The 16,622-nt window shown below is 69.2% G+C and carries 17 protein-coding genes; 9 read left to right on the top strand and 8 right to left on the bottom strand.

Annotated elements, in window-relative coordinates; translation table 11 throughout:
- Positions 1 to 74: 74 nt before the first annotated feature.
- The gene (locus ACCD06_RS17885; protein ID WP_109075998.1) at positions 75 to 614 is read right to left on the bottom strand and encodes a DUF3576 domain-containing protein; all 540 of its coding nucleotides are present in this window, start codon (positions 612 to 614) and stop codon (positions 75 to 77) included.
- A gap of 319 nt (positions 615 to 933) precedes the next feature.
- On the opposite strand from ACCD06_RS17885, the gene ACCD06_RS17880 reads away from it, so the two are divergent.
- From ACCD06_RS17880 to ACCD06_RS17870, 3 genes are all read left to right on the top strand, one after another.
- A complete protein-coding gene (locus tag ACCD06_RS17880; RefSeq protein ID WP_413342196.1) occupies positions 934 to 2,109 on the top strand; it encodes a porin in 1,176 nt (391 codons plus the stop codon).
- A gap of 352 nt (positions 2,110 to 2,461) precedes the next feature.
- Positions 2,462 to 3,556: a porin gene (locus ACCD06_RS17875; RefSeq protein WP_109076000.1), complete on the top strand. Its 1,095-nt coding sequence runs from the start codon at positions 2,462 to 2,464 to the stop codon at positions 3,554 to 3,556.
- A 375-nt stretch (positions 3,557 to 3,931) separates the two neighbouring features.
- A complete protein-coding gene (locus tag ACCD06_RS17870) occupies positions 3,932 to 5,020 on the top strand; it encodes a porin (RefSeq protein WP_109076001.1) in 1,089 nt (362 codons plus the stop codon).
- Positions 5,021 to 5,098: 78 nt separating this feature from the next.
- Here the strand turns inward: ACCD06_RS17870 and ACCD06_RS17865 are convergent, their stop codons facing one another.
- Positions 5,099 to 5,701: a hypothetical protein gene (locus ACCD06_RS17865; RefSeq protein WP_136704984.1), complete on the bottom strand. Its 603-nt coding sequence runs from the start codon at positions 5,699 to 5,701 to the stop codon at positions 5,099 to 5,101.
- A 159-nt stretch (positions 5,702 to 5,860) separates the two neighbouring features.
- Here ACCD06_RS17865 and ACCD06_RS17860 point away from each other — a divergent pair, with 159 nt between their 5' ends.
- Positions 5,861 to 6,604, top strand: coding sequence for a YggS family pyridoxal phosphate-dependent enzyme (locus tag ACCD06_RS17860; protein WP_413342193.1), 744 nt, complete (start codon positions 5,861 to 5,863; stop codon positions 6,602 to 6,604).
- 41 nt (positions 6,605 to 6,645) lie between these two features.
- Here ACCD06_RS17860 and ACCD06_RS17855 read toward each other — a convergent pair whose 3' ends face one another.
- The 3 genes from ACCD06_RS17855 to ribA form a co-directional block, all read right to left on the bottom strand.
- Positions 6,646 to 7,191 (bottom strand): L,D-transpeptidase family protein, encoded by a 546-nt coding sequence (locus ACCD06_RS17855; RefSeq protein ID WP_413342191.1) that lies wholly within the window; start codon positions 7,189 to 7,191, stop codon positions 6,646 to 6,648.
- Entirely contained in the window at positions 7,188 to 8,138 is a 951-nt protein-coding gene (locus ACCD06_RS17850; protein ID WP_413342189.1) for a hypothetical protein, read from the bottom strand. Before ACCD06_RS17850 ends, ACCD06_RS17855 begins: the two co-directional genes overlap by 4 nt.
- Positions 8,139 to 8,361: 223 nt before the next feature.
- The gene (ribA, locus tag ACCD06_RS17845) at positions 8,362 to 9,612 is read right to left on the bottom strand and encodes a GTP cyclohydrolase II (RefSeq protein WP_413342524.1); all 1,251 of its coding nucleotides are present in this window, start codon (positions 9,610 to 9,612) and stop codon (positions 8,362 to 8,364) included.
- Positions 9,613 to 9,894: 282 nt separating this feature from the next.
- Between ribA and ACCD06_RS17840 the strand changes: the two genes are divergently transcribed.
- Both ACCD06_RS17840 and ACCD06_RS17835 read left to right on the top strand, forming a co-directional pair.
- A complete protein-coding gene (locus ACCD06_RS17840) occupies positions 9,895 to 10,413 on the top strand; it encodes a glycosyl transferase (RefSeq protein ID WP_413342187.1) in 519 nt (172 codons plus the stop codon).
- 131 nt (positions 10,414 to 10,544) lie between these two features.
- Positions 10,545 to 11,249, top strand: a complete 705-nt coding sequence (locus ACCD06_RS17835) for a response regulator transcription factor (protein WP_413342185.1) — start codon at positions 10,545 to 10,547, stop codon at positions 11,247 to 11,249.
- A gap of 24 nt (positions 11,250 to 11,273) precedes the next feature.
- Here ACCD06_RS17835 and ACCD06_RS17830 read toward each other — a convergent pair whose 3' ends face one another.
- Positions 11,274 to 12,050, bottom strand: a complete 777-nt coding sequence (locus tag ACCD06_RS17830) for a hypothetical protein (RefSeq protein ID WP_413342184.1) — start codon at positions 12,048 to 12,050, stop codon at positions 11,274 to 11,276.
- Between the two features lie 297 nt (positions 12,051 to 12,347).
- Between ACCD06_RS17830 and ACCD06_RS17825 the strand changes: the two genes are divergently transcribed.
- The 3 genes from ACCD06_RS17825 (at position 12,348) to ACCD06_RS17815 (ending at position 14,907) form a co-directional block, all read left to right on the top strand.
- The gene (locus tag ACCD06_RS17825) at positions 12,348 to 13,247 is read left to right on the top strand and encodes an MBL fold metallo-hydrolase (RefSeq protein WP_413342182.1); all 900 of its coding nucleotides are present in this window, start codon (positions 12,348 to 12,350) and stop codon (positions 13,245 to 13,247) included.
- Between the two features lie 204 nt (positions 13,248 to 13,451).
- Positions 13,452 to 14,285, top strand: a complete 834-nt coding sequence (locus ACCD06_RS17820; RefSeq protein WP_247882667.1) for a YcbK family protein — start codon at positions 13,452 to 13,454, stop codon at positions 14,283 to 14,285.
- Positions 14,286 to 14,325: 40 nt separating this feature from the next.
- Positions 14,326 to 14,907, top strand: a complete 582-nt coding sequence (locus ACCD06_RS17815; RefSeq protein ID WP_109076009.1) for a histidine phosphatase family protein — start codon at positions 14,326 to 14,328, stop codon at positions 14,905 to 14,907.
- A gap of 55 nt (positions 14,908 to 14,962) precedes the next feature.
- Here ACCD06_RS17815 and xth read toward each other — a convergent pair whose 3' ends face one another.
- The gene (gene xth / locus ACCD06_RS17810; protein ID WP_413342180.1) at positions 14,963 to 15,757 is read right to left on the bottom strand and encodes an exodeoxyribonuclease III; all 795 of its coding nucleotides are present in this window, start codon (positions 15,755 to 15,757) and stop codon (positions 14,963 to 14,965) included.
- 10 nt (positions 15,758 to 15,767) lie between these two features.
- Entirely contained in the window at positions 15,768 to 16,463 is a 696-nt protein-coding gene (locus tag ACCD06_RS17805; protein ID WP_109076011.1) for a fumarylacetoacetate hydrolase family protein, read from the bottom strand.
- Positions 16,464 to 16,622 lie beyond the last annotated feature (159 nt).

Below are 16,622 nucleotides of genomic sequence, written 5' to 3'. Positions count from 1 at the left end.
GTACCAGATGCTCGAAAGCCCGGGGGACCGCCCAGGGGCAGCCTGGGGGTCGCCCGGGGAGGCCGGTCGCCGCGTCAGCGGACCGCGGCGTTCTGCGAGACGCGAAGCTGGCGGGCGCGGGTCAGCACCGCATCCTCCAGCTGGCCGGCGGTCTCCGGCCCGACCGCGACCTCGCGCCAGTCGTTGCCGGTCCGCTGCTGCTTGAACACAGAAACCCGGACGCCGTCGGCGCGCAGCTGGCGGTCCATGATATAGAGGTTGACCTTGAAGCGCTCGTTCGGCGAATCGGGCGGGGTGTACCAGTCGGTCAGGATCACGCCGCCGAACGGATCGGCCGAGGCGATCGGCATGAAGGACAGCGTGTCGAGCGAGGCGCGCCACAGGAAGCTGTTGACGCCGATGCCGCCGGCGCTGTCCTGGTCGCCGCCGCGCTTGTTCTTGCCGAACAGGTTCAGGCCGCCGTCGGTGCCGAGCAGGCTGCCGAACTTGTAGTCCTTGTTCTTCATCTGCTCTTCGACGGTTTCGGTCTTGCCGCCCCAGCTTGCGCAGCCGGCGATCGAGACGGAAGCCGCGAGCAGTACAGGGACAAGGCGAAGGGCGGTCGAACGGCGCATGGTCGGGAACCCGGTTCAGAAATGGGGATGCCGCGCGCGAGTCACGCGCGGAATGCCGGTGAACAGACCATAAGTGGACGGCCCCACGCAACAGCGGAAGCGTCTTTGCCCCGCCTCGCGACAACAGGACGACAACAGGCGGGGCCTGCCGGCTTCGACTGTGGCGGGGCGGACAGGGGGGTCTTCTTAGTGTGCTCCGTGCGACACACTGTCCCCCCAATGCAGCAATCGGGGAGATTTGCCGCTTGCTGGCAAGGGCGGGGGTGCGTACGAAAGTCTCAGCCAGGACGTCAACCAGGCTGAAACATCTGCTGCCAGGATGGAGGCAACAATCATGAACCGTTATCTGCTGGCCGGCGCCGCTGCCGCCGCTCTCGCCCTCGGCGCTGGCGCCGCCAACGCCCAGGCCAAGTTCGAAGTCAAGGTCGGTGGCGACGCCTACTTTGAGGCCGGCTACGTCGATCAGGACCTGGACTCCGGCCTGCGCTCGACCGAATTCCGCAACCGCATGCGCATCAACATCATCCCGTCCGCCAAGGCCGATAACGGCCTGGAGTACGGTGCCCGCATGCGTATCCGCGCCAACTCCGGCGCCAACAACGCCCGTACCACCGACGCTGACCGCGCTTACATCTTCGCGCAGGGCACCTTCGGTCAGGTCCGCATGGGCGTGACCAACTCGTTCAACGACGAGACCTACGTCTCGGCGCCGACCGACTACCTGCCGCTGGCCCTGGTCGATCAGGTCCAGAACTACTTCGGCCCGAACACCAACATCGGTGGCAACGGCCCGGCCGCGACCGTTACCGGCAACAGCATCATTTGGCCGTCGCTGAACCCGGACGGCAACTCCACCAAGATCGTCTACTTCTCGCCGCGTTTCGCCGGTCTGCAGCTGGGCGCCAGCTACACCCCGCGTAACGACAGCTCGGGCACGGACGTGAACCGCGTCAAGCCGGTCGGCACCTTCGCCGGCGGCGGCAACGGCACCTACACCGACATGGTCGAAGTCGGCGCGAACTACAACAACACCTTCGGCGGCGTGACCGTCAAGGGCAGCGCCGGCTACTACTGGGGCCAGGCCGTCGACAACGTCGCCGGTTCGAACTACAAGGACCTGAACGCCTGGCAGGTCGGCGCCACCGTCGGCTACGCCGGCTTCAGCATCGGCGGCAGCTACACCGACTTCGGCAAGTCGGGCCTGAACGACCGTACCGGCCTGTTCACCGAGTCGACCCGCAACTGGGTTATCGGTGCTCAGTACACCACCGGCCCGATCGTCGTCGGCGCCAACTACAAGAACGGCAAGGACGCCGGCTCGGTTGCCATCTCCGGCGATCGTGAGCTGCAGGTCTACGAAATCGGCGTCGGCTACACCGTCGCTCCGGGCCTGACCCTGCAGGCTCAGTACGACTACTTCGACCTGGATGCCGAGACCTCGGCTCTCAGCGACAAGGGCAACGTCGTGCTCGTCCGCACCATCCTGGCGTTCTAATCGGTCTTCCGATCAGACGTCCGGAAACGGAAAGAGAGGGCGGTGGCTTCGGCCACCGCTCTTTTTTTATGCCCAATTTTATGCCCGCGGCGTGGGCAGGACGCCCAAATCCTGGGCCGCTCATGCGCCAAAAAAGCGGCATAATCGATTTTCCTTTTCTTTTCAGAGAGTTACCGGTGTGGTTTTCCCGCAACTGTGTTGCGGATGCGTGAAAGCACGTCGGTTTCCCCCTTGTGGCGCCGAGCAACTCGCGATTAAGTCATTCCCATAAGGGCCCCGGCCGGAAGGTCACGGCCGACAAGACAACCGCCGCTCCCGGTCAAACGGGGCGTACGCACAAGGATGGCAATCCATGAAGCGCTCTCTCGTTATCGGCTGCGCAGCCGTCGCTCTCGCCGCCGGCTGCGGCACCGCCTCGGCCCAGTCCAAGTTCGACGTCCTGATGGGCGGCGACGCCTTCTTCCAGGGCGCCTATGTCGACCAGGACAATGACAACGGCCTGCGCAAGACCGAGTTCGCCAACCGCTTCCGCCTGACCGTCACCCCGACGGCCAAGGCCGACAACGGCCTGGAATACGGCGCCCGCCTGCGTCTGCGTGCCAGCAACGGCACCAACAACGCGCGCAGCACCGACTACGACCGCGCCTATATCTTCGTGAACGGCACCTTCGGTTCGGTGCAGGCCGGCGTGACCAACGGCCCGTCGGACGACTCGGGCGTCATCGGCCCGAACGTCGACGGCATCTCGGGCAGCCCGGACGGCTTCTACGGCCTCTACTACGGCGTCACCTCGCTGCCGTACGTGACGGGTTCGCTGCGCACGCTCGAGTCGGGCGACGCCAGCACCAAGATCGTCTACTCGACCCCGAGCTTCGCCGGCTTCAAGCTGTCGGCCGCCTACACGCCGACCTACGGCAGCAGCGGCACGGACGTGAACCGCCGCAAGAACGTCACCTACAACGACATGGGTGAAATCCAGGCCTACTATAAGGGCGCCTTCAGCGGCGTCGGCCTGGAAGCCAGCGTCGCCTATCAGTTCGCCCAGGCTCCGACCGGCTTCGAAGATCTGTCGTCGATCCACACCGGCGCCACCATCTCCTACGGCGCCTTCGCCCTCGGCGGCAGCTATGCCTTCAGCGGCGACAGCGGGTATCGCAAGGGCCATACCGGTGTCGACGACAACCAGGTCTGGCTGGTCGGCGCCCAGTACACCCTGGGTCCGGTGATCCTGGCCGCCACCTACACCGACGCCAAGGGCGCCAATGTCGGCACCGGTGCCGCCACCGCCGCCGATTATGCCCGCGCCCACATCTATCAGGCCGGCGTGACCTACACCGTCGCCCCCGGCCTGACCACGGGCCTGGAGTACAGCTTCGTCGACAACAAGTCGGGCGGCGTCAACAACGATGCCAACATCGTTCTGTGGGACACCCGCTTCGCTTTCTAAGAAGCAGGCTCCTGGCAGCAGACGCGAAGGCGGCGGAGAAATCCGCCGCCTCTTTTTTTGTTCCCCCGGATGCCGTGCCCCGCTATGCCCGCCGGCGTACAGGACCATCACGACGCGCCCAGCGAAGGGGTTACCCCTTTCCGGTGACAAAGCGGCGATCTCCTTGCAAGCAATCGCCAGAAAATCGCCAAATACTTATTATATGAATTCACATGATCCGGGAGTGCGTGTTTTTCCCATCACTGTCCTCGGGATGCGGAGACTTCCACCATATCGGTCACTTGCCGGTCGACCGGTGACGGGATTAAGTTTTGGAGCATAAGACACCGCTCGCGCCTCTCTCCGATGGGGCGCATGCATCCGGGATGACATGCCATGAAGCGCTCTCTCGTCATCGGCTGTGCAGCCGTCGCCCTCGCCGCCGGCTGCGGCACCGCCTCGGCCCAGGCCAAGTTCGATATCCTGTTGGGTGGCGACGCCTATTTCCAAGGCGCCTATGTCGACCAGGACAATGACAACGGGCTGCGCCAGACCGAGTTCGCCAACCGCTTCCGCCTCAACATCACACCGACGGCCAAGGCCGACAACGGCCTGGAATACGGTGCCCGCCTGCGCCTGCGCGCCTCCGGCGGCACCGCCAACAACCGCAGCACCGACAGCGACCGCGCCTTCATCTTCGTGAACGGCGGCTTCGGCACGGTGCAGGCCGGCGTGATCAACGGCCTGTCGGACGAATACGGCATCATCGGGCCGAACGTCGAAGGCATCGAAGGCTCGCCCGATGCCCAGTTCCTGAACTACTACGTGAACGCCAATGGCGCTCCCTATGTGCTGGGCAGCCTGCGCACGCTGGAGTCGGGCGACGCCAGCACCAAGATCATCTACCTGACGCCGAGCTTCGCCGGGTTCCAGGTCGGCGCCGCCTACACCCCGGTGTACGGCAGCAGCAACACCGACGTGAACCGCCGCAAGAACACCACCGCCTATCACGACATGGCCGAGGTCCAGGCCACCTACAAGGGCGCGTTCGGCGGCTTCGGCGTGGAGGCGAGCGCCGCCTACCAGTTCGCCAAGGCGGCCAGCGGGCTCGAGGACCTGTCCTCGGTCCATGTCGGCGCCAATGTGTCCTACGCCAACTTCAAGGTCGGCGGCAGCTACGCCTTCAGCGGCGACAGCGGCTATGCCACCGGCACCCGCGGCGTGGACGATCAGCAGCTGTGGATCGTCGGCGCCAACTACACGATGGGTCCGGTCATCCTGGCCGCCACCTACACCGACGCCAAGGGCATCGACAGCAACTTCGCCGGGCTGAACTCCCGTGCCCATGTCTGGCAGGCCGGCGTGACCTACACCGTGGCGCCGGGCCTGACCACGGGTCTGGAATACAGCTATCTCGACAACAAGGTCGGCGGTGTGAACAACGACGCCAACATCGTCCTGTGGGACACCCGCTTCGCTTTCTGAGCGCCCGCGATCCCGGACGGCACGAACGCGAAAGGCGGCGGAGACATCCGCCGCCTTTTCCGTCATTCCGGACCGCCCCTATTTCTTCGGAGCGGATTTCGGCTGGTCGGCCTTGGCATCCTTGGCCGCGGTATCGCACATCATGAACAGCACCGACGACTCCAGCGGCGTCCAGACCAGCAGGTAGCGCTCCTTGTTGCGGTCGGCGAGGAAGGCGAGGGTTTCCGGATCGGTCACGGACTTGGGATGGATTTCCCCCAGCAGAAAGCCGAGACGGCCGTAATTCGCCATCGTCCCCTGGAAGATGAAGTCCAGCCGCTCCTGATCGTCCTTCGCGATTTCCCAGCCGAACTGCTCCTGCCGCACGCAACGGCGGCCGTATTCGTCCAGAATCCTGTCCATGAAGCTGCGATAGGTGCCGTCGTCCGTCAGCGGAAAGGCGGGCTCGCTGAAGCGCACCTTGGTCATCGGCGAGCCGAGCATCAGCTTGGCCTTGCCGTCCTTGGCGCCGGGCTTCGCCTTGCCCTCGGCTTTCGGCGTTGCGGTTTTGGGGGCCGGCTTCGCATGGTCTTCGGCGTGGGCGGGAGTGGCGACGGACCAGATGGCGACCGCGGCAGCAAGGAGGCCGGCGGGGGCCACCGACGTCAGGACGGAGAGCAGGGAACGATACGGACTCCGCATGCGGAGGTCTCCTCGATGTGCAAAAACGATGACGATCCCCCGCACCGGCGATCCGGACGCAAAGGGCATGGTCGCTTGGGGCGCTTGCGTTTCCGCGGACCGTCCGCTAACACGCCGCGGAAGCGCTGTACACCCGCAGCGACCGGATTGGGGGCGGCCATGACGACGACGCAGGGCACTGGCAGAGATACGCAAACCGGCGCCGAAGCAGGCGGTTCCGCCCACGCGGACAGCGTGGCGGGACGGCTCGACTCGGTGCGCCGCGCCATTGCGGAAACCGCATCGGCCTGCGGGCGCGGCGACGGCTCGGTGACGCTGGTCGCCGTGTCGAAGACCCATCCGGCCGAAGCGGTGGAGGAGGCGCTCGCCGCCGGCCAGCGCGTGTTCGGCGAGAACCGGGTGCAGGAGGCCAAGGCCAAGTTCCCGGCGCTGAAGGAGCGCTTCCCCGAGCTGGAACTGCACCTGATCGGTCCGCTGCAGACCAACAAGGTCCGGGATGCCGTCGCCCTGTTCGACGTGATCCAGACGCTGGACCGCCCGAAGCTGGCGGAGGCGCTGGCGGAGGAGATGGCGAAATCCGGCCGCCGCCCGCGCTGCCTGATCGAGGTCAACACGGGCGAGGAGCCGCAGAAGGCCGGCCTCGCCCCGGTGGAGGTGGAGGCCTTCCTGGCCGACTGCCGCGACCGGCTGGGGCTGCCCGTCACCGGGCTGATGTGCATCCCGCCGGTGGACGAGGAGCCGGCGATGCATTTCGCCCTGCTGGCGGAGATGGCGCGCCGGCTGGGTCTGTCGGAAATCAGCATGGGCATGAGCGGCGATTACGAGACCGCGGTCCGCTTCGGCGCCACCCATGTGCGGGTCGGCACGGCGATTTTCGGCGCGCGCCCCTATCCGGCCCAATAAACGGCCCGGTAAACGCCCTGGCCCGACAACAGGCCGCAGCATCAGGCGGCCGGGCCGGCGACGCTCAGCGCGCTTCCCGGCCCGCAGTCCTTCAACAGGCGCAGCATGTCGTCGGGCGCCAGCGCGACGCAGCCGGCGGTCGGCGCGCGGTCCGGGCGGACGAGGTGCAGGAACACGGCACTGCCCATCCCCGGCACCACCGGGTCGTCATTGTGCCCCATCACCACCACGACGTCGTAGACGTGATCGTCCCGCCACATCTCCTCGTGGCTGGCGGGATAGGGCCGGATGACCGGACGGTTGTAGGCGGGATCCTCCGGCGCGTCGCACCAGCCGTCCTGCTCGGCGATGGTCTGGAGCGGCAGCCCGGTCTCCGGCGGAGCCAGCCGGTCGGCACGCCACAGCACGCGCCGCAGCGGGAAGCGGCCGACGGGAGTGGCGCCGTCGCCCTCCCGCTTGTCGGCACGGACGCCGCCGCGGCCCAGCACACAGGGCACCTCGCCGCCCGGCCAGCGCAGCCGGCCGGTGGTGACCGGTGCGCCGTCATTGCAGCCGGCATCCGGCGTCACGGTGATCTCGATGCTCATCCCGTCACCCGTGTGGTGCTGCTCGCGGCACTCTGCGCCGTCTTGCGCGACTGCTCATACTTGGCGAGGTTGCGCATCATCGTCTCCGACAGCATGTCCGGCGCGACCGGAGTCAGGCCGGCGGCGGGGGCCGCCTCGGCCGGCTGGCCGCCTGCCTGCCCGGCAGCGGGCTGGGGCTGGCCGCCATTGGCCGCGGTCGCACCGGCGGCGCGCGCGTTGGCGGTCACCGCCCCGGGGACCGGCGCCGCATAGCGGGGCACGCTGTGCTTCGCCAGCGCGGAGCTGGCCAGCGGCGTGTCGCGCGCCGGCATCTTGCTGGGATGAGGAACCGCCCCGGCCGCGAGCTGCGCCGTCAGGACCGGCGAGGCATCTGCGGATTTGGCGGCGGAGGTGGCGGCCGCAAGCCGGACCGGCTGCCCGGCAGCGGGCTGCGGCGGCGCCGACCCGAGATCGGCGGGCTTGGCGGCGGCCAGCGCGGCGGCAAGACCGCCGGCGGCAACCTGCTGCGCCTGTTGCGGCTCCGCGGGGGAGCCGGACGCCGCCGGCCCCCCCGAGGCGTCCGCGACGGCGGTGGAGGCGGCGGGATGGTCACCGTCCCCAAAGCCGAGCGAGGCCATGACCGTTTCGCCGACATCCTGACCCGTCGCCTGTTCGACCACCGCGTTGGCGATGGAGGCCATGCCACCGATCACGCCGCCATACAGCATGTCGCCCATGATCCGCATGGACGGCTGGATGGTGTCGCCGGTGATCTCGCGATAGATGGTGCTGACGATCGGGATGTGCTGCAGCGGGTTGATGATGTCCAGGAAGTCCCAGAAGGACATGTCGCCCTGGATTTCCACCGGGCCGCCATTGTGGCCGTCGCTGATGACCGGCGACGCCTTTTCGCGCGGCGCCGGACGCTGGACGGCGCTGCTGTCGATCATGGTGGCGTCGATGGCCATGGGCGGTCTCCCGGCTCGGTGGTCACGACAGGTACAGCAAGCGGCGTGCCAAGCCGGAGCGCCCGATCCGAAGCGGAATCGACCGATTCGGGAGGATCCGGACGGTCAGCACCCGGAATCCGATTCCCAGCGCGGCCCGGTCGGCGAAAGGCCGGCAAGAACTGCCGGGCCGGCATGGCGATTCCTGCCCCGCCGGCCCCGGCCTTTCGCCCCGGCCGTTTGGTCAGAACATATGGCCGCTGCGTTCCGCCTTGGTGCGGAGATAGGCCTCGTTGTGGCCGTTGGCCGGGAAGATGTGGGCCACCCGCTCCACCACCGCGATGCCGCAGCGGGCGAGCTGGCGCAGCTTTTCCGGGTTGTTGGTCATCAGCCGCACGGACTCGAAGCCAAGCTGCCGCAGCATCTCCGCCGCCGGCAGATAGACGCGCTCGTCCGCTTCGAAGCCGAGGATCTCGTTGGCGTCCACCGTGTCGAAGCCACGGTCCTGGATGCGGTAGGCGCGCAGCTTGTTGACCAGCCCGATGCCGCGCCCCTCCTGCGCCAGATACAGCAGCACGCCGCTGCCCTGGCGGGCGATCTCGGCGATGGCGCCGCGCAGCTGGTCGCCGCAGTCGCAGCGCAGCGACCCCAGCAGATCGCCGGTGAAGCATTCCGAATGCAGGCGGGCCAGCACCGGCTGCTGCGGATCGGGGTCGCCGATGACGATGGCCAGATGCTCCGGCCCGCCGTCGGCCGGGCGGAAGGCGTAGATGCGCGTGTTTTCCGACCCGACCAGAGGCACCCGCGCGTCGGCGACGCGGCGCAGGGTCCGCACCACATGGACACGGTAATCGGCGACGTCCGACGCCCGCACCAGCAGCAGGTCATGCTCCGCCGCCCACTCCGCAGCGCTGATCCGGGCCGACGACGGCAGGTCGGCGGTGATGGCGGCGGGCAGCAGGCGGGCCAGCCGGGCGAGATCCACCGCCGCGGCCTCGCGGCTGCCGGGGCAAGCCTCGACGGCGGCCAGACCGGCGGGCAGCGAATCCTGGGCCTGCGGATGCTGTTCGGGATCGGCCAGCGCGTGGGCCTGGTCGGCGGTCAGCCCGCCGGGCCGGTCGAGCGTCATGGCGCCGAACGCCTCCGCCGCGGCGCCGGGCGCCTGATCGTCGGCGATGTCGCTCACCGGCTGCGCCGCGGCGGCGGCGGCCAGCCCCAGCACCACGGCGCGGCGGCGGGTGACCACCAGCCGCGGGGTGCCGCCGGTCAGCGCCTTCAGCCGCTCCACGGCGTCGAGCGCCACCGACTCCACCGACACCGCGGCGCCGACCGTGCCGTCGGCGGTCTCGATCGCCACCACCTCGCCCCGGCGCAGGGCGGCCAGCGCCCGGTCGACGGCGCGCACGGCGGCCTCGTCGATTGGCGCCGCCGCGGCGGCTGCCGCGGGCGTGGACAGGGTGACCGTGGTGGTGGCGGAGGAGCGTTCGGCTTGCATCGTCAGCGGCTTTGCGTAGCGGGTGCGCCGGATACGGCGCGTAAAACGGGACATGGTGCGTTCGGCGGGCGAAGCAAAGCGCAGGTGGCGCGCCCCTGTCCAGCAATTCCCGCGCGCCACACCGTTGCCGGGGACACAACGATCCGGCTAGCCTGCCCGGCGCGGGAACCATCCCGGGCCGCCGGCCGGGCGGAGTCGGCCCCTCCAACGGGCCGCTCCGCCGCCCTTGACCATGGGCGCCGGGATGGCGACCGCAGCCCTTCAACCGGGAGCCCGTTCCCTGTGACCACCCTTTCGACGCCCCCTGATCCGACCGTGTCCGTGCATCTGGTGATGCCGGCCGATCTTGCCGCCAATGCTTATGGCCGCCGCATGGTCGAGGCCCTGCGCGCCGCCGGGGCCGGCATCATGCTCCACGCCCTGCCCGGCCCGCACCCGCAGGTCGATCCGTCGGCGATCCTGGCGGCCGACGTCGCGCTGTCGCGTCTGCCCGACGGCGCGCCGGTCCTGCTGGACGGCAACGCCCTGCCCAACCTCGCCGCCAGCCTGCCGGCCGACAGCCGGCGCCTGCGCTTCACCGCGCTGATCGAACGCCTGCACTGGACCGAGCCGGGTCTGACCGCCGAAGAGGCCGCCGTGCGCCGCAATCTGGAACAGGGGGCGCTGTCGCTGATGCGCCATGTCGCGGTTCCGGACGAGGCCGTCGCCGCCACCCTGCGGGACCTGGGCGTGCGGCCCGAGCGGATCGTCCTCGCCGCCGCGGACGCCGATGGGGCGGCGACGCTGCTGGCGGTTCTGTAGTAAGGCCCATCTGGAAGGCCCATCCGCTTCGCCACAAGCCATCACGACAATCCACCGGCGCCATGCTACTAAGGCGCCGCCCCCGGCCCTGCCGGCGTCAATCTTCGACTTCCGACTTCGTGCCGCGGACCATGACAATCGCAAAGCGCATCCTCCTGGTCGACGACGACACCGCCCTGCGCCAGTCGCTGGCGGAGCAGCTTCGCCTGCTGGAGGAGCTTGAGACGGAGGAGGCCGGCGACGGCGCCGGCGCGCTGAACGCGGTCCGCAAGGCGGCCGAGGCCGGAACCGGATTCTCCGCCATCCTGCTCGACGTCGGACTGCCGGACATGGACGGGCGCGACGTCTGCAAGCTGCTGCGGCGCGAGGGGGTGCGCTGTCCCATCATCATGCTGACCGCATCGGCCAGCGATGCCGACACCATCCTGGGGCTGGAATCCGGTGCCAGCGACTATGTGACCAAGCCCTTCCGCCTGGGGGTGCTGATCGCCCGGCTGCGCGCCCAACTGCGCCAGTTCGAGCAGACGGAGGACGCGGTCTTCGCCATCGGCCCCTACAGCTTCCGCCCCGGCGCCAAGCTGCTGCTGGACGAGGCCACCAACCGCAGGATCCGCCTGACCGAGAAGGAAACGGCGATCCTGAAATACCTGTACCGGGCCGGCGATCTGGTGGTCGGGCGCGAAACCCTGCTGGGCGAGGTCTGGGGCTACAACGCGGCGGTCACCACACACACGCTGGAGACCCACGTCTACCGCCTGCGCCAGAAGATCGAGGCCGATCCGTCCAACGCCCGCATCCTGGTGACGGAACCCGGCGGCTACCGGCTGGTGCCCTGAGCCGGCTCCTGGCCGGCTCCCCGATCAGCGCCGGCCGACCGAGGCCAGCTCGCGCCGGCTTCCCCGTTCGGCGATGGTGACCTCGCCGGCAAAGCCCAGCCAGCGGCGACGCTCGCCCATCTGCGGCCCACCCGAAAGCTTGCCCAGCCGGGCCACGCCGAGTCCGCAGGCCGAGGGGCCGCCCCACAGGCCGCGCCCGCGCGGCACCACCGGCAGCAGCCGCAGCTTGCGGCCGACGATGGCCATCCGGCGGCGCCAGTGGGCGACGTCGTGCGGCGACACGCCGACGCGCCGGGCGATCTCGCGGTCGGACAGCAGCGCGCTGCCGGGGTCCTGCAGCAGGTCCAGAACCGCGCGGCGCTTGTCGCTGTCGGCATGGCGGGAGTGCTTGCGCTCCAGCGCCTTGCCCATGTCCCACAGCTTCTCCGCCGTCTCGCGCGCCAGGGTGCGCCAGCGGTCGGCCTCCTCGCGCTGGCGGTCGGCATCGCCCGCCGCCTTGTCGAGTTGCCGCCGCAGAGTGGCGAGTTCCAGTTCCAGGTCCTTCACCTGCCGGCGCAGGCCGCGGACGAGTTCGTCCGGCGGCGGCGGCGGGGCCGGCGCACCGGCGGGTTCGGCAGGTTGGGCGGCGGGCGGCGGCTCGGCCGCGGTCGGCACCGGCGTGCGGGCGCGCTCCGCCAGATCGCGGAAGGACAGCCCGGCGCGGGACAGCATGATGCGGGCGGCGCGCAGGGCGGACAGCGCCTCGCCCTGATGCTCCGACTCGGCCATGGCGAGGACTTTGGCGAGCTTGTCAGGATCCATCCGCGTCGGGTTCCGCCGGAGCCGGTCCCCACCCGCGCGGGGACCCTTTGGGAGTCATGCCGCGCAATGCGCGACGAGCCCCAACCTACCACATCTTATGGGTTTGGACAGATGCCCTTCGTAGGGTGTCGACTCGCGACACGGCCTGTTCGGATTTGCCAGATCGGATCGCGAAAATCGGTATCGATTTGAAGCGTGAATCCGATCGCCAGACATAAGGCTGGAGCTTCCTGCGTTTCATATCAAACGCAGGAAGCTCTAGACTTGGGCAAGCGGGGCCGCCACGATGGCGCCGTCATGACCGTTCGTTCAACCACCAATTCCGCGCAACCGCCCGCTCCTGAGGAGTCCGGCGGCGGGTCCCCCTTCACCGTGCGCTTCTGGGGCGTGCGCGGCAGCATCGCGTCGCCCGGCCCGGCCACCGTGCGCTATGGCGGCAACACCGCCTGCATCGAGGTGCGCTGCGGCGGCACCCACATCGTCTTCGACTGCGGCACCGGCATCCGGCCGCTGGGCGAGTCGCTGGCGCGCGACGGCGGGCCGGTGGACATCGACCTGCTGCTGACCCACAGCCATCTCGACCATATCAGCGGCCTGCCCTTCTTCGCGCCGGCCTTCGACCCGGCCGGCCGGCTGCGGCTGTGGTCCGGGCATCTGCCGCCGGAACGACCCTTCCGCACCGTGCTGGCCGACATGATGACGGCGCCGCTGTTCCCGGTGCCGGTCGAGATCTTCCGTGCCGACTGCCAGTTCCGCGATTTCCAGGCCGGCCAGACGCTGGAGCTGGCGTCGGGAGTGCCAGCGGGAGTGGTGGTGCGCACCTGCCGCCTGAACCATCCCGACGGCGCCACCGGCTACCGGGTGGAGCATGGCGGCCGCAGCCTGTGCGTCCTGACCGACACCGAGCATCCGGCCGAAGGGCGCGACCCGGTGATCCTGGAGTTGCTGCGCGGCGCCGACGTGATGGTGTATGACAGCACCTACACCGACGCCGAATACCCGTCGCGCGTCGGCTGGGGCCATTCGACTTGGCAGGAATGTCTGCGGCTGGCCGAGGCGGCCGGAGTCGGCCGCGCGGTGATCTTCCACCACGACCCGGCCCGCACCGACGACGCGCTGGACGCCATCGCAGCCGAGGCGGCGGCGATGCGCCCCGGAGCCCTGGTGGCCTATGAAGGGATGGAGCTGTCCCTGTAGGATCGGCGCGATCCGCATCGGTTGAATCCCGAACAATCGGTTCCACTGAGCAAAAGCGCTTGTGCGTGTTCATTACGCCACAGGTTGCTTTGTCACACTGGCCTCCTGTGACAATCTTGGTATTAGATCGGTGTGCAACCCCGCCACGATTGGGGCGGGCGGGGTCGTTGATGCGTGCAAAGCTTGGGGGGAAGAGCGATGCGCATGACCGGTCGTGCCTTGGGTATTCTCGCCGTGCTGACCGTCGCGACGCAGCTTGGCGGCTGCGCCACCGCGCCGCCGCTGGAAAGCGCCAAGTTCGACGGCGAACCGCGCAGCGTGGTCCTGCAGCATCCCGCCAGCGGGGAGACGGCGTCCGTCACCTACTGGCGCCCCGGCGACGGTTATGACCCGGCCGCGATGCGCGAGATCGCCGTCCTGTTCCGCGACCGCCGCAGCGACGAGGTGATCCCGGTCGATCCGGCCCTGGTCGATATGCTGGTGGAGCTGCGCCAGCGCGTCGGCGCGTCGGCGGAGTCGCCGATCCGCCTCACCTCCGGCTACCGGTCGAGCGCGACCAACGCCAGCCTCGCCCGGACGAACCCGAACGTCGCCGAGAACTCCTATCACATGCGCGGTCAGGCGGCGGACTTCTCCATCGCCGGCATCCCGCCCTCGCGGCTGGCGGAGGAAGCGGCGGCGATGCAGCGCGGCGGCTACGCCATGTACGCCCACACCGGCCATGTCCATGTCGACACCGGCCCCTTCCGCACCTGGACGCCGAAGACCGGCGAACCGCGCGCGCCGCAGATCCTGGAGGCGCAGGCCCGCGCCCGTGCCAGGGCCCAGGCGCTCGCCATGAAGCATGGCGGCGGCAAGGGCCGCGTGCAGGTGGCCGAGGTGGCGGCCAAGGCGGTCAAACCGGGCAAGTCGCCGGCAAAGCCGGCCAAGGCTCCGGCCAAATCCGCCATCCGGGCGGCGGCCCCCGATCTGTCGCGTGTCCGCGTGGCGCTTGCCCAGGTCAAGGAAATGCCGGTGCAGAAGACGGCGAAGCGCTAAACTCGGGGCACTGTCCCGTCACCCGCGCACCGGTACCGTCATGACCACCCTGCTGATCCTCCGCCACGGCCCGACCGCCTGGAACGCCGAAGGGCGCATCCAGGGCAGCATCGACGAGCCGCTGTCCGACGCCGGCCGGGCACGGGTCGCCCGCTATCGCCTGCCGCCCGAGTCGGCCGGGCTGCGCTGGGTCGCCAGCCCGAAGCGCCGGGCCTGGGAGACCGCCACCCTGCTCGGCCTCGATCCCACGCCGGAGCCGCGGATCGTCGAAATGGACTGGGGCGAGTGGGAAGGCCAGCGCACCGAGGACCTGCGCGCCGAGGGCCGCATGCCGGCCCGCCACGACCGGCTGGGTCTGGACTTCAAGGCGCCCGGCGGCGAAAGCCCGCGCGAGGTTCAGGCCCGTCTGCGCTCCTGGCTCGCCGACCTCGCGGCGGAGGGGCATCCGACCGGCGCCGTCGCCCACAACGGCATCCTGCGCGCGCTCTACTCGCTCGCCACCGGCTGGGACATGCGCGACGACCCGGCGGAGGAGTTGCGCAACGGCTGCGCCCACCTGTTCCGCATCGCCAAGGGCGGCGCACCGGAGCTGGTTCGGTTGAACATCAGCCTGCTTGAATAGGGTTCGCTGGAGTAAGGGGGCGCAACCGCCCCCTCCCCCATCACACGGCCAGATCTCAAACGTTCAGATCGACGATCACCGGCACATGGTCCGACGGCTTGGGCTCCCAGCCGCGGGCGTCGCGCAGCACCTTGATGCCCGTCAGCGCCCCTTCCAGCGGCGGGGTCACCCAGATGTGGTCCAGGCGCCGGCCTCGGTTGGAGGCGGCCCAGTCCTTCGCCCGGTAGCTCCACCAGGTGTAGAGCTTCTCCTCCGGCGGAACGAAGCGGCGCATGGCGTCGACCCAGCCGGCCGAGGCCTGCATCGCCGCCAGCTTTTCCACCTCGATCGGCGTGTGGGAGACCACGGACAGCAGTTCCTTGTGGCTCCAGACGTCCTGTTCCAGCGGCGCGATGTTCAGGTCGCCGACCAGCACCATCGGCCGGTCGGACCTCCGCTCCGTGCCCAGCCAGTGGGTCATCTCGTCGAGGAACTGGAGCTTGTGGGCGAACTTGTCGTTCACCGCCGGGTCGGGGATGTCGCCGCCGGCGGGGATGTAGACGCAATGCAGTTCGATCCCGCCCGGCAGATGGGCCAGCGCGTGGCGGCAGTCCTGCTTGCCGCACCAGTGCTGGACGTCATGCGACTCGAAGGGCAGGCGCGACAGGATGGCGACGCCGTTGTAGCTCTTCATCCCGTGGATGTGGGCGTGGACATAGCCGCGCTCCGCCAGCGGGCCGAGCGGGAAGTCGGCGTCCACCACCTTGGTTTCCTGCAGGCAGATCACGTCCGGCCGCTCCTCCTCCATCAGACGGAGGAGGAGGTCCAGACGCATGCGGACCGAATTGATGTTCCAGGTCGCGATGCGCATTGCCGGCGGCTCAGGCGATGGTCAGGGTCAGGGTGCCGACGCCTTCGACCGCGCCGGTCAGCACGTCGCCGGCCACCACCGGGCCGACGCCCTCCGGCGTGCCGGTGTAGATCAGGTCGCCCGGCTGCAGTTCGACGAACCCGGACAGGTAGGAGATCGTCTCCGCCACCGACCAGATCAGGTCGGACAGGTCGCCCTTCTGCCGCGGCTCGCCGTTCACCTGCAGGGTGACCGCGCCCTTGGCCGGATGACCGATGTCGGCGACGGTGCGGATGGCGGAGCAGGGTGCCGACTGGTCGAACCCCTTGCCCATGTCCCAGGGCTTGCCTTCCTTCTTGGCGGCGGCCTGCAGGTCACGCCGGGTCATGTCGAGGCCGACGGCATAGCCGAACACATGGTCCAGCGCCCGGTCGATCGGGATGTCGCGGCCGCCGGTGCCGCCCCCGGCACCAATGGCCACCACCAGCTCGATCTCGTGATGCAGGTTGGCGGTCTTCGGCGGATAGGGGATGGTGGCGCCGTCGGCGACGATGGCGTCGGCCGGCTTCATGAAGAAGAAGGGCGGCTCGCGGTCGGGATCGGCGCCCATCTCGCGCGCATGGGCGGCATAGTTGCGGCCGACGCAGTAGATGCGGCGCACCGGGAACGGATCGCCGCCCACGACGGGGACGGCCGGCTGGGACCACAGGGGAATGGCGAAGGCCATGGCATCGGCTCTCTGGTTGGAACGCTTACCCACAGCTAACCCGAAAGCCGGCAACGGACCAAGCGCCCAACCATCCGCCCTGCCCTGCAAATCGGTCCAGCGTTCCAAGCAGGGGTCGGCCAAAAACGAAGACGCCCGGTCTGGGGGGGACCGGGCGTC

Source organism: Azospirillum sp. CT11-132 (assembly GCF_047302835.1).
In the GTDB taxonomy this organism is placed as follows: Bacteria; Pseudomonadota; Alphaproteobacteria; order Azospirillales; family Azospirillaceae; genus Azospirillum.
This window is presented reverse-complemented; position numbering and strand designations above follow the sequence as displayed.

What these genes read in the sequence shown, in the direction of transcription:
- ACCD06_RS17815 (WP_109076009.1), top strand. Translation starts at nt 14,326, where the DNA reads ATGACCACCCTGCTGATCCTCCGCCACGGCCCGACCGCCTGGAACGCC.
- ACCD06_RS17880 (WP_413342196.1), top strand. Translation starts at nt 934, where the DNA reads ATGGAGGCAACAATCATGAACCGTTATCTGCTGGCCGGCGCCGCTGCC.
- ACCD06_RS17875 (WP_109076000.1), top strand. Translation starts at nt 2,462, where the DNA reads ATGAAGCGCTCTCTCGTTATCGGCTGCGCAGCCGTCGCTCTCGCCGCC.
- ACCD06_RS17805 (WP_109076011.1), bottom strand. Translation starts at nt 16,463, where the DNA reads ATGGCCTTCGCCATTCCCCTGTGGTCCCAGCCGGCCGTCCCCGTCGTG.
- ACCD06_RS17870 (WP_109076001.1), top strand. Translation starts at nt 3,932, where the DNA reads ATGAAGCGCTCTCTCGTCATCGGCTGTGCAGCCGTCGCCCTCGCCGCC.
- xth (WP_413342180.1), bottom strand. Translation starts at nt 15,757, where the DNA reads ATGCGCATCGCGACCTGGAACATCAATTCGGTCCGCATGCGTCTGGAC.
- ACCD06_RS17865 (WP_136704984.1), bottom strand. Translation starts at nt 5,701, where the DNA reads ATGCGGAGTCCGTATCGTTCCCTGCTCTCCGTCCTGACGTCGGTGGCC.
- ACCD06_RS17850 (WP_413342189.1), bottom strand. Translation starts at nt 8,138, where the DNA reads ATGGCCATCGACGCCACCATGATCGACAGCAGCGCCGTCCAGCGTCCG.
- ribA (WP_413342524.1), bottom strand. Translation starts at nt 9,612, where the DNA reads ATGCAAGCCGAACGCTCCTCCGCCACCACCACGGTCACCCTGTCCACG.
- ACCD06_RS17835 (WP_413342185.1), top strand. Translation starts at nt 10,545, where the DNA reads ATGACAATCGCAAAGCGCATCCTCCTGGTCGACGACGACACCGCCCTG.
- ACCD06_RS17825 (WP_413342182.1), top strand. Translation starts at nt 12,348, where the DNA reads ATGACCGTTCGTTCAACCACCAATTCCGCGCAACCGCCCGCTCCTGAG.
- ACCD06_RS17855 (WP_413342191.1), bottom strand. Translation starts at nt 7,191, where the DNA reads ATGAGCATCGAGATCACCGTGACGCCGGATGCCGGCTGCAATGACGGC.
- ACCD06_RS17885 (WP_109075998.1), bottom strand. Translation starts at nt 614, where the DNA reads ATGCGCCGTTCGACCGCCCTTCGCCTTGTCCCTGTACTGCTCGCGGCT.
- ACCD06_RS17860 (WP_413342193.1), top strand. Translation starts at nt 5,861, where the DNA reads ATGACGACGACGCAGGGCACTGGCAGAGATACGCAAACCGGCGCCGAA.
- ACCD06_RS17820 (WP_247882667.1), top strand. Translation starts at nt 13,452, where the DNA reads ATGACCGGTCGTGCCTTGGGTATTCTCGCCGTGCTGACCGTCGCGACG.
- ACCD06_RS17830 (WP_413342184.1), bottom strand. Translation starts at nt 12,050, where the DNA reads ATGGATCCTGACAAGCTCGCCAAAGTCCTCGCCATGGCCGAGTCGGAG.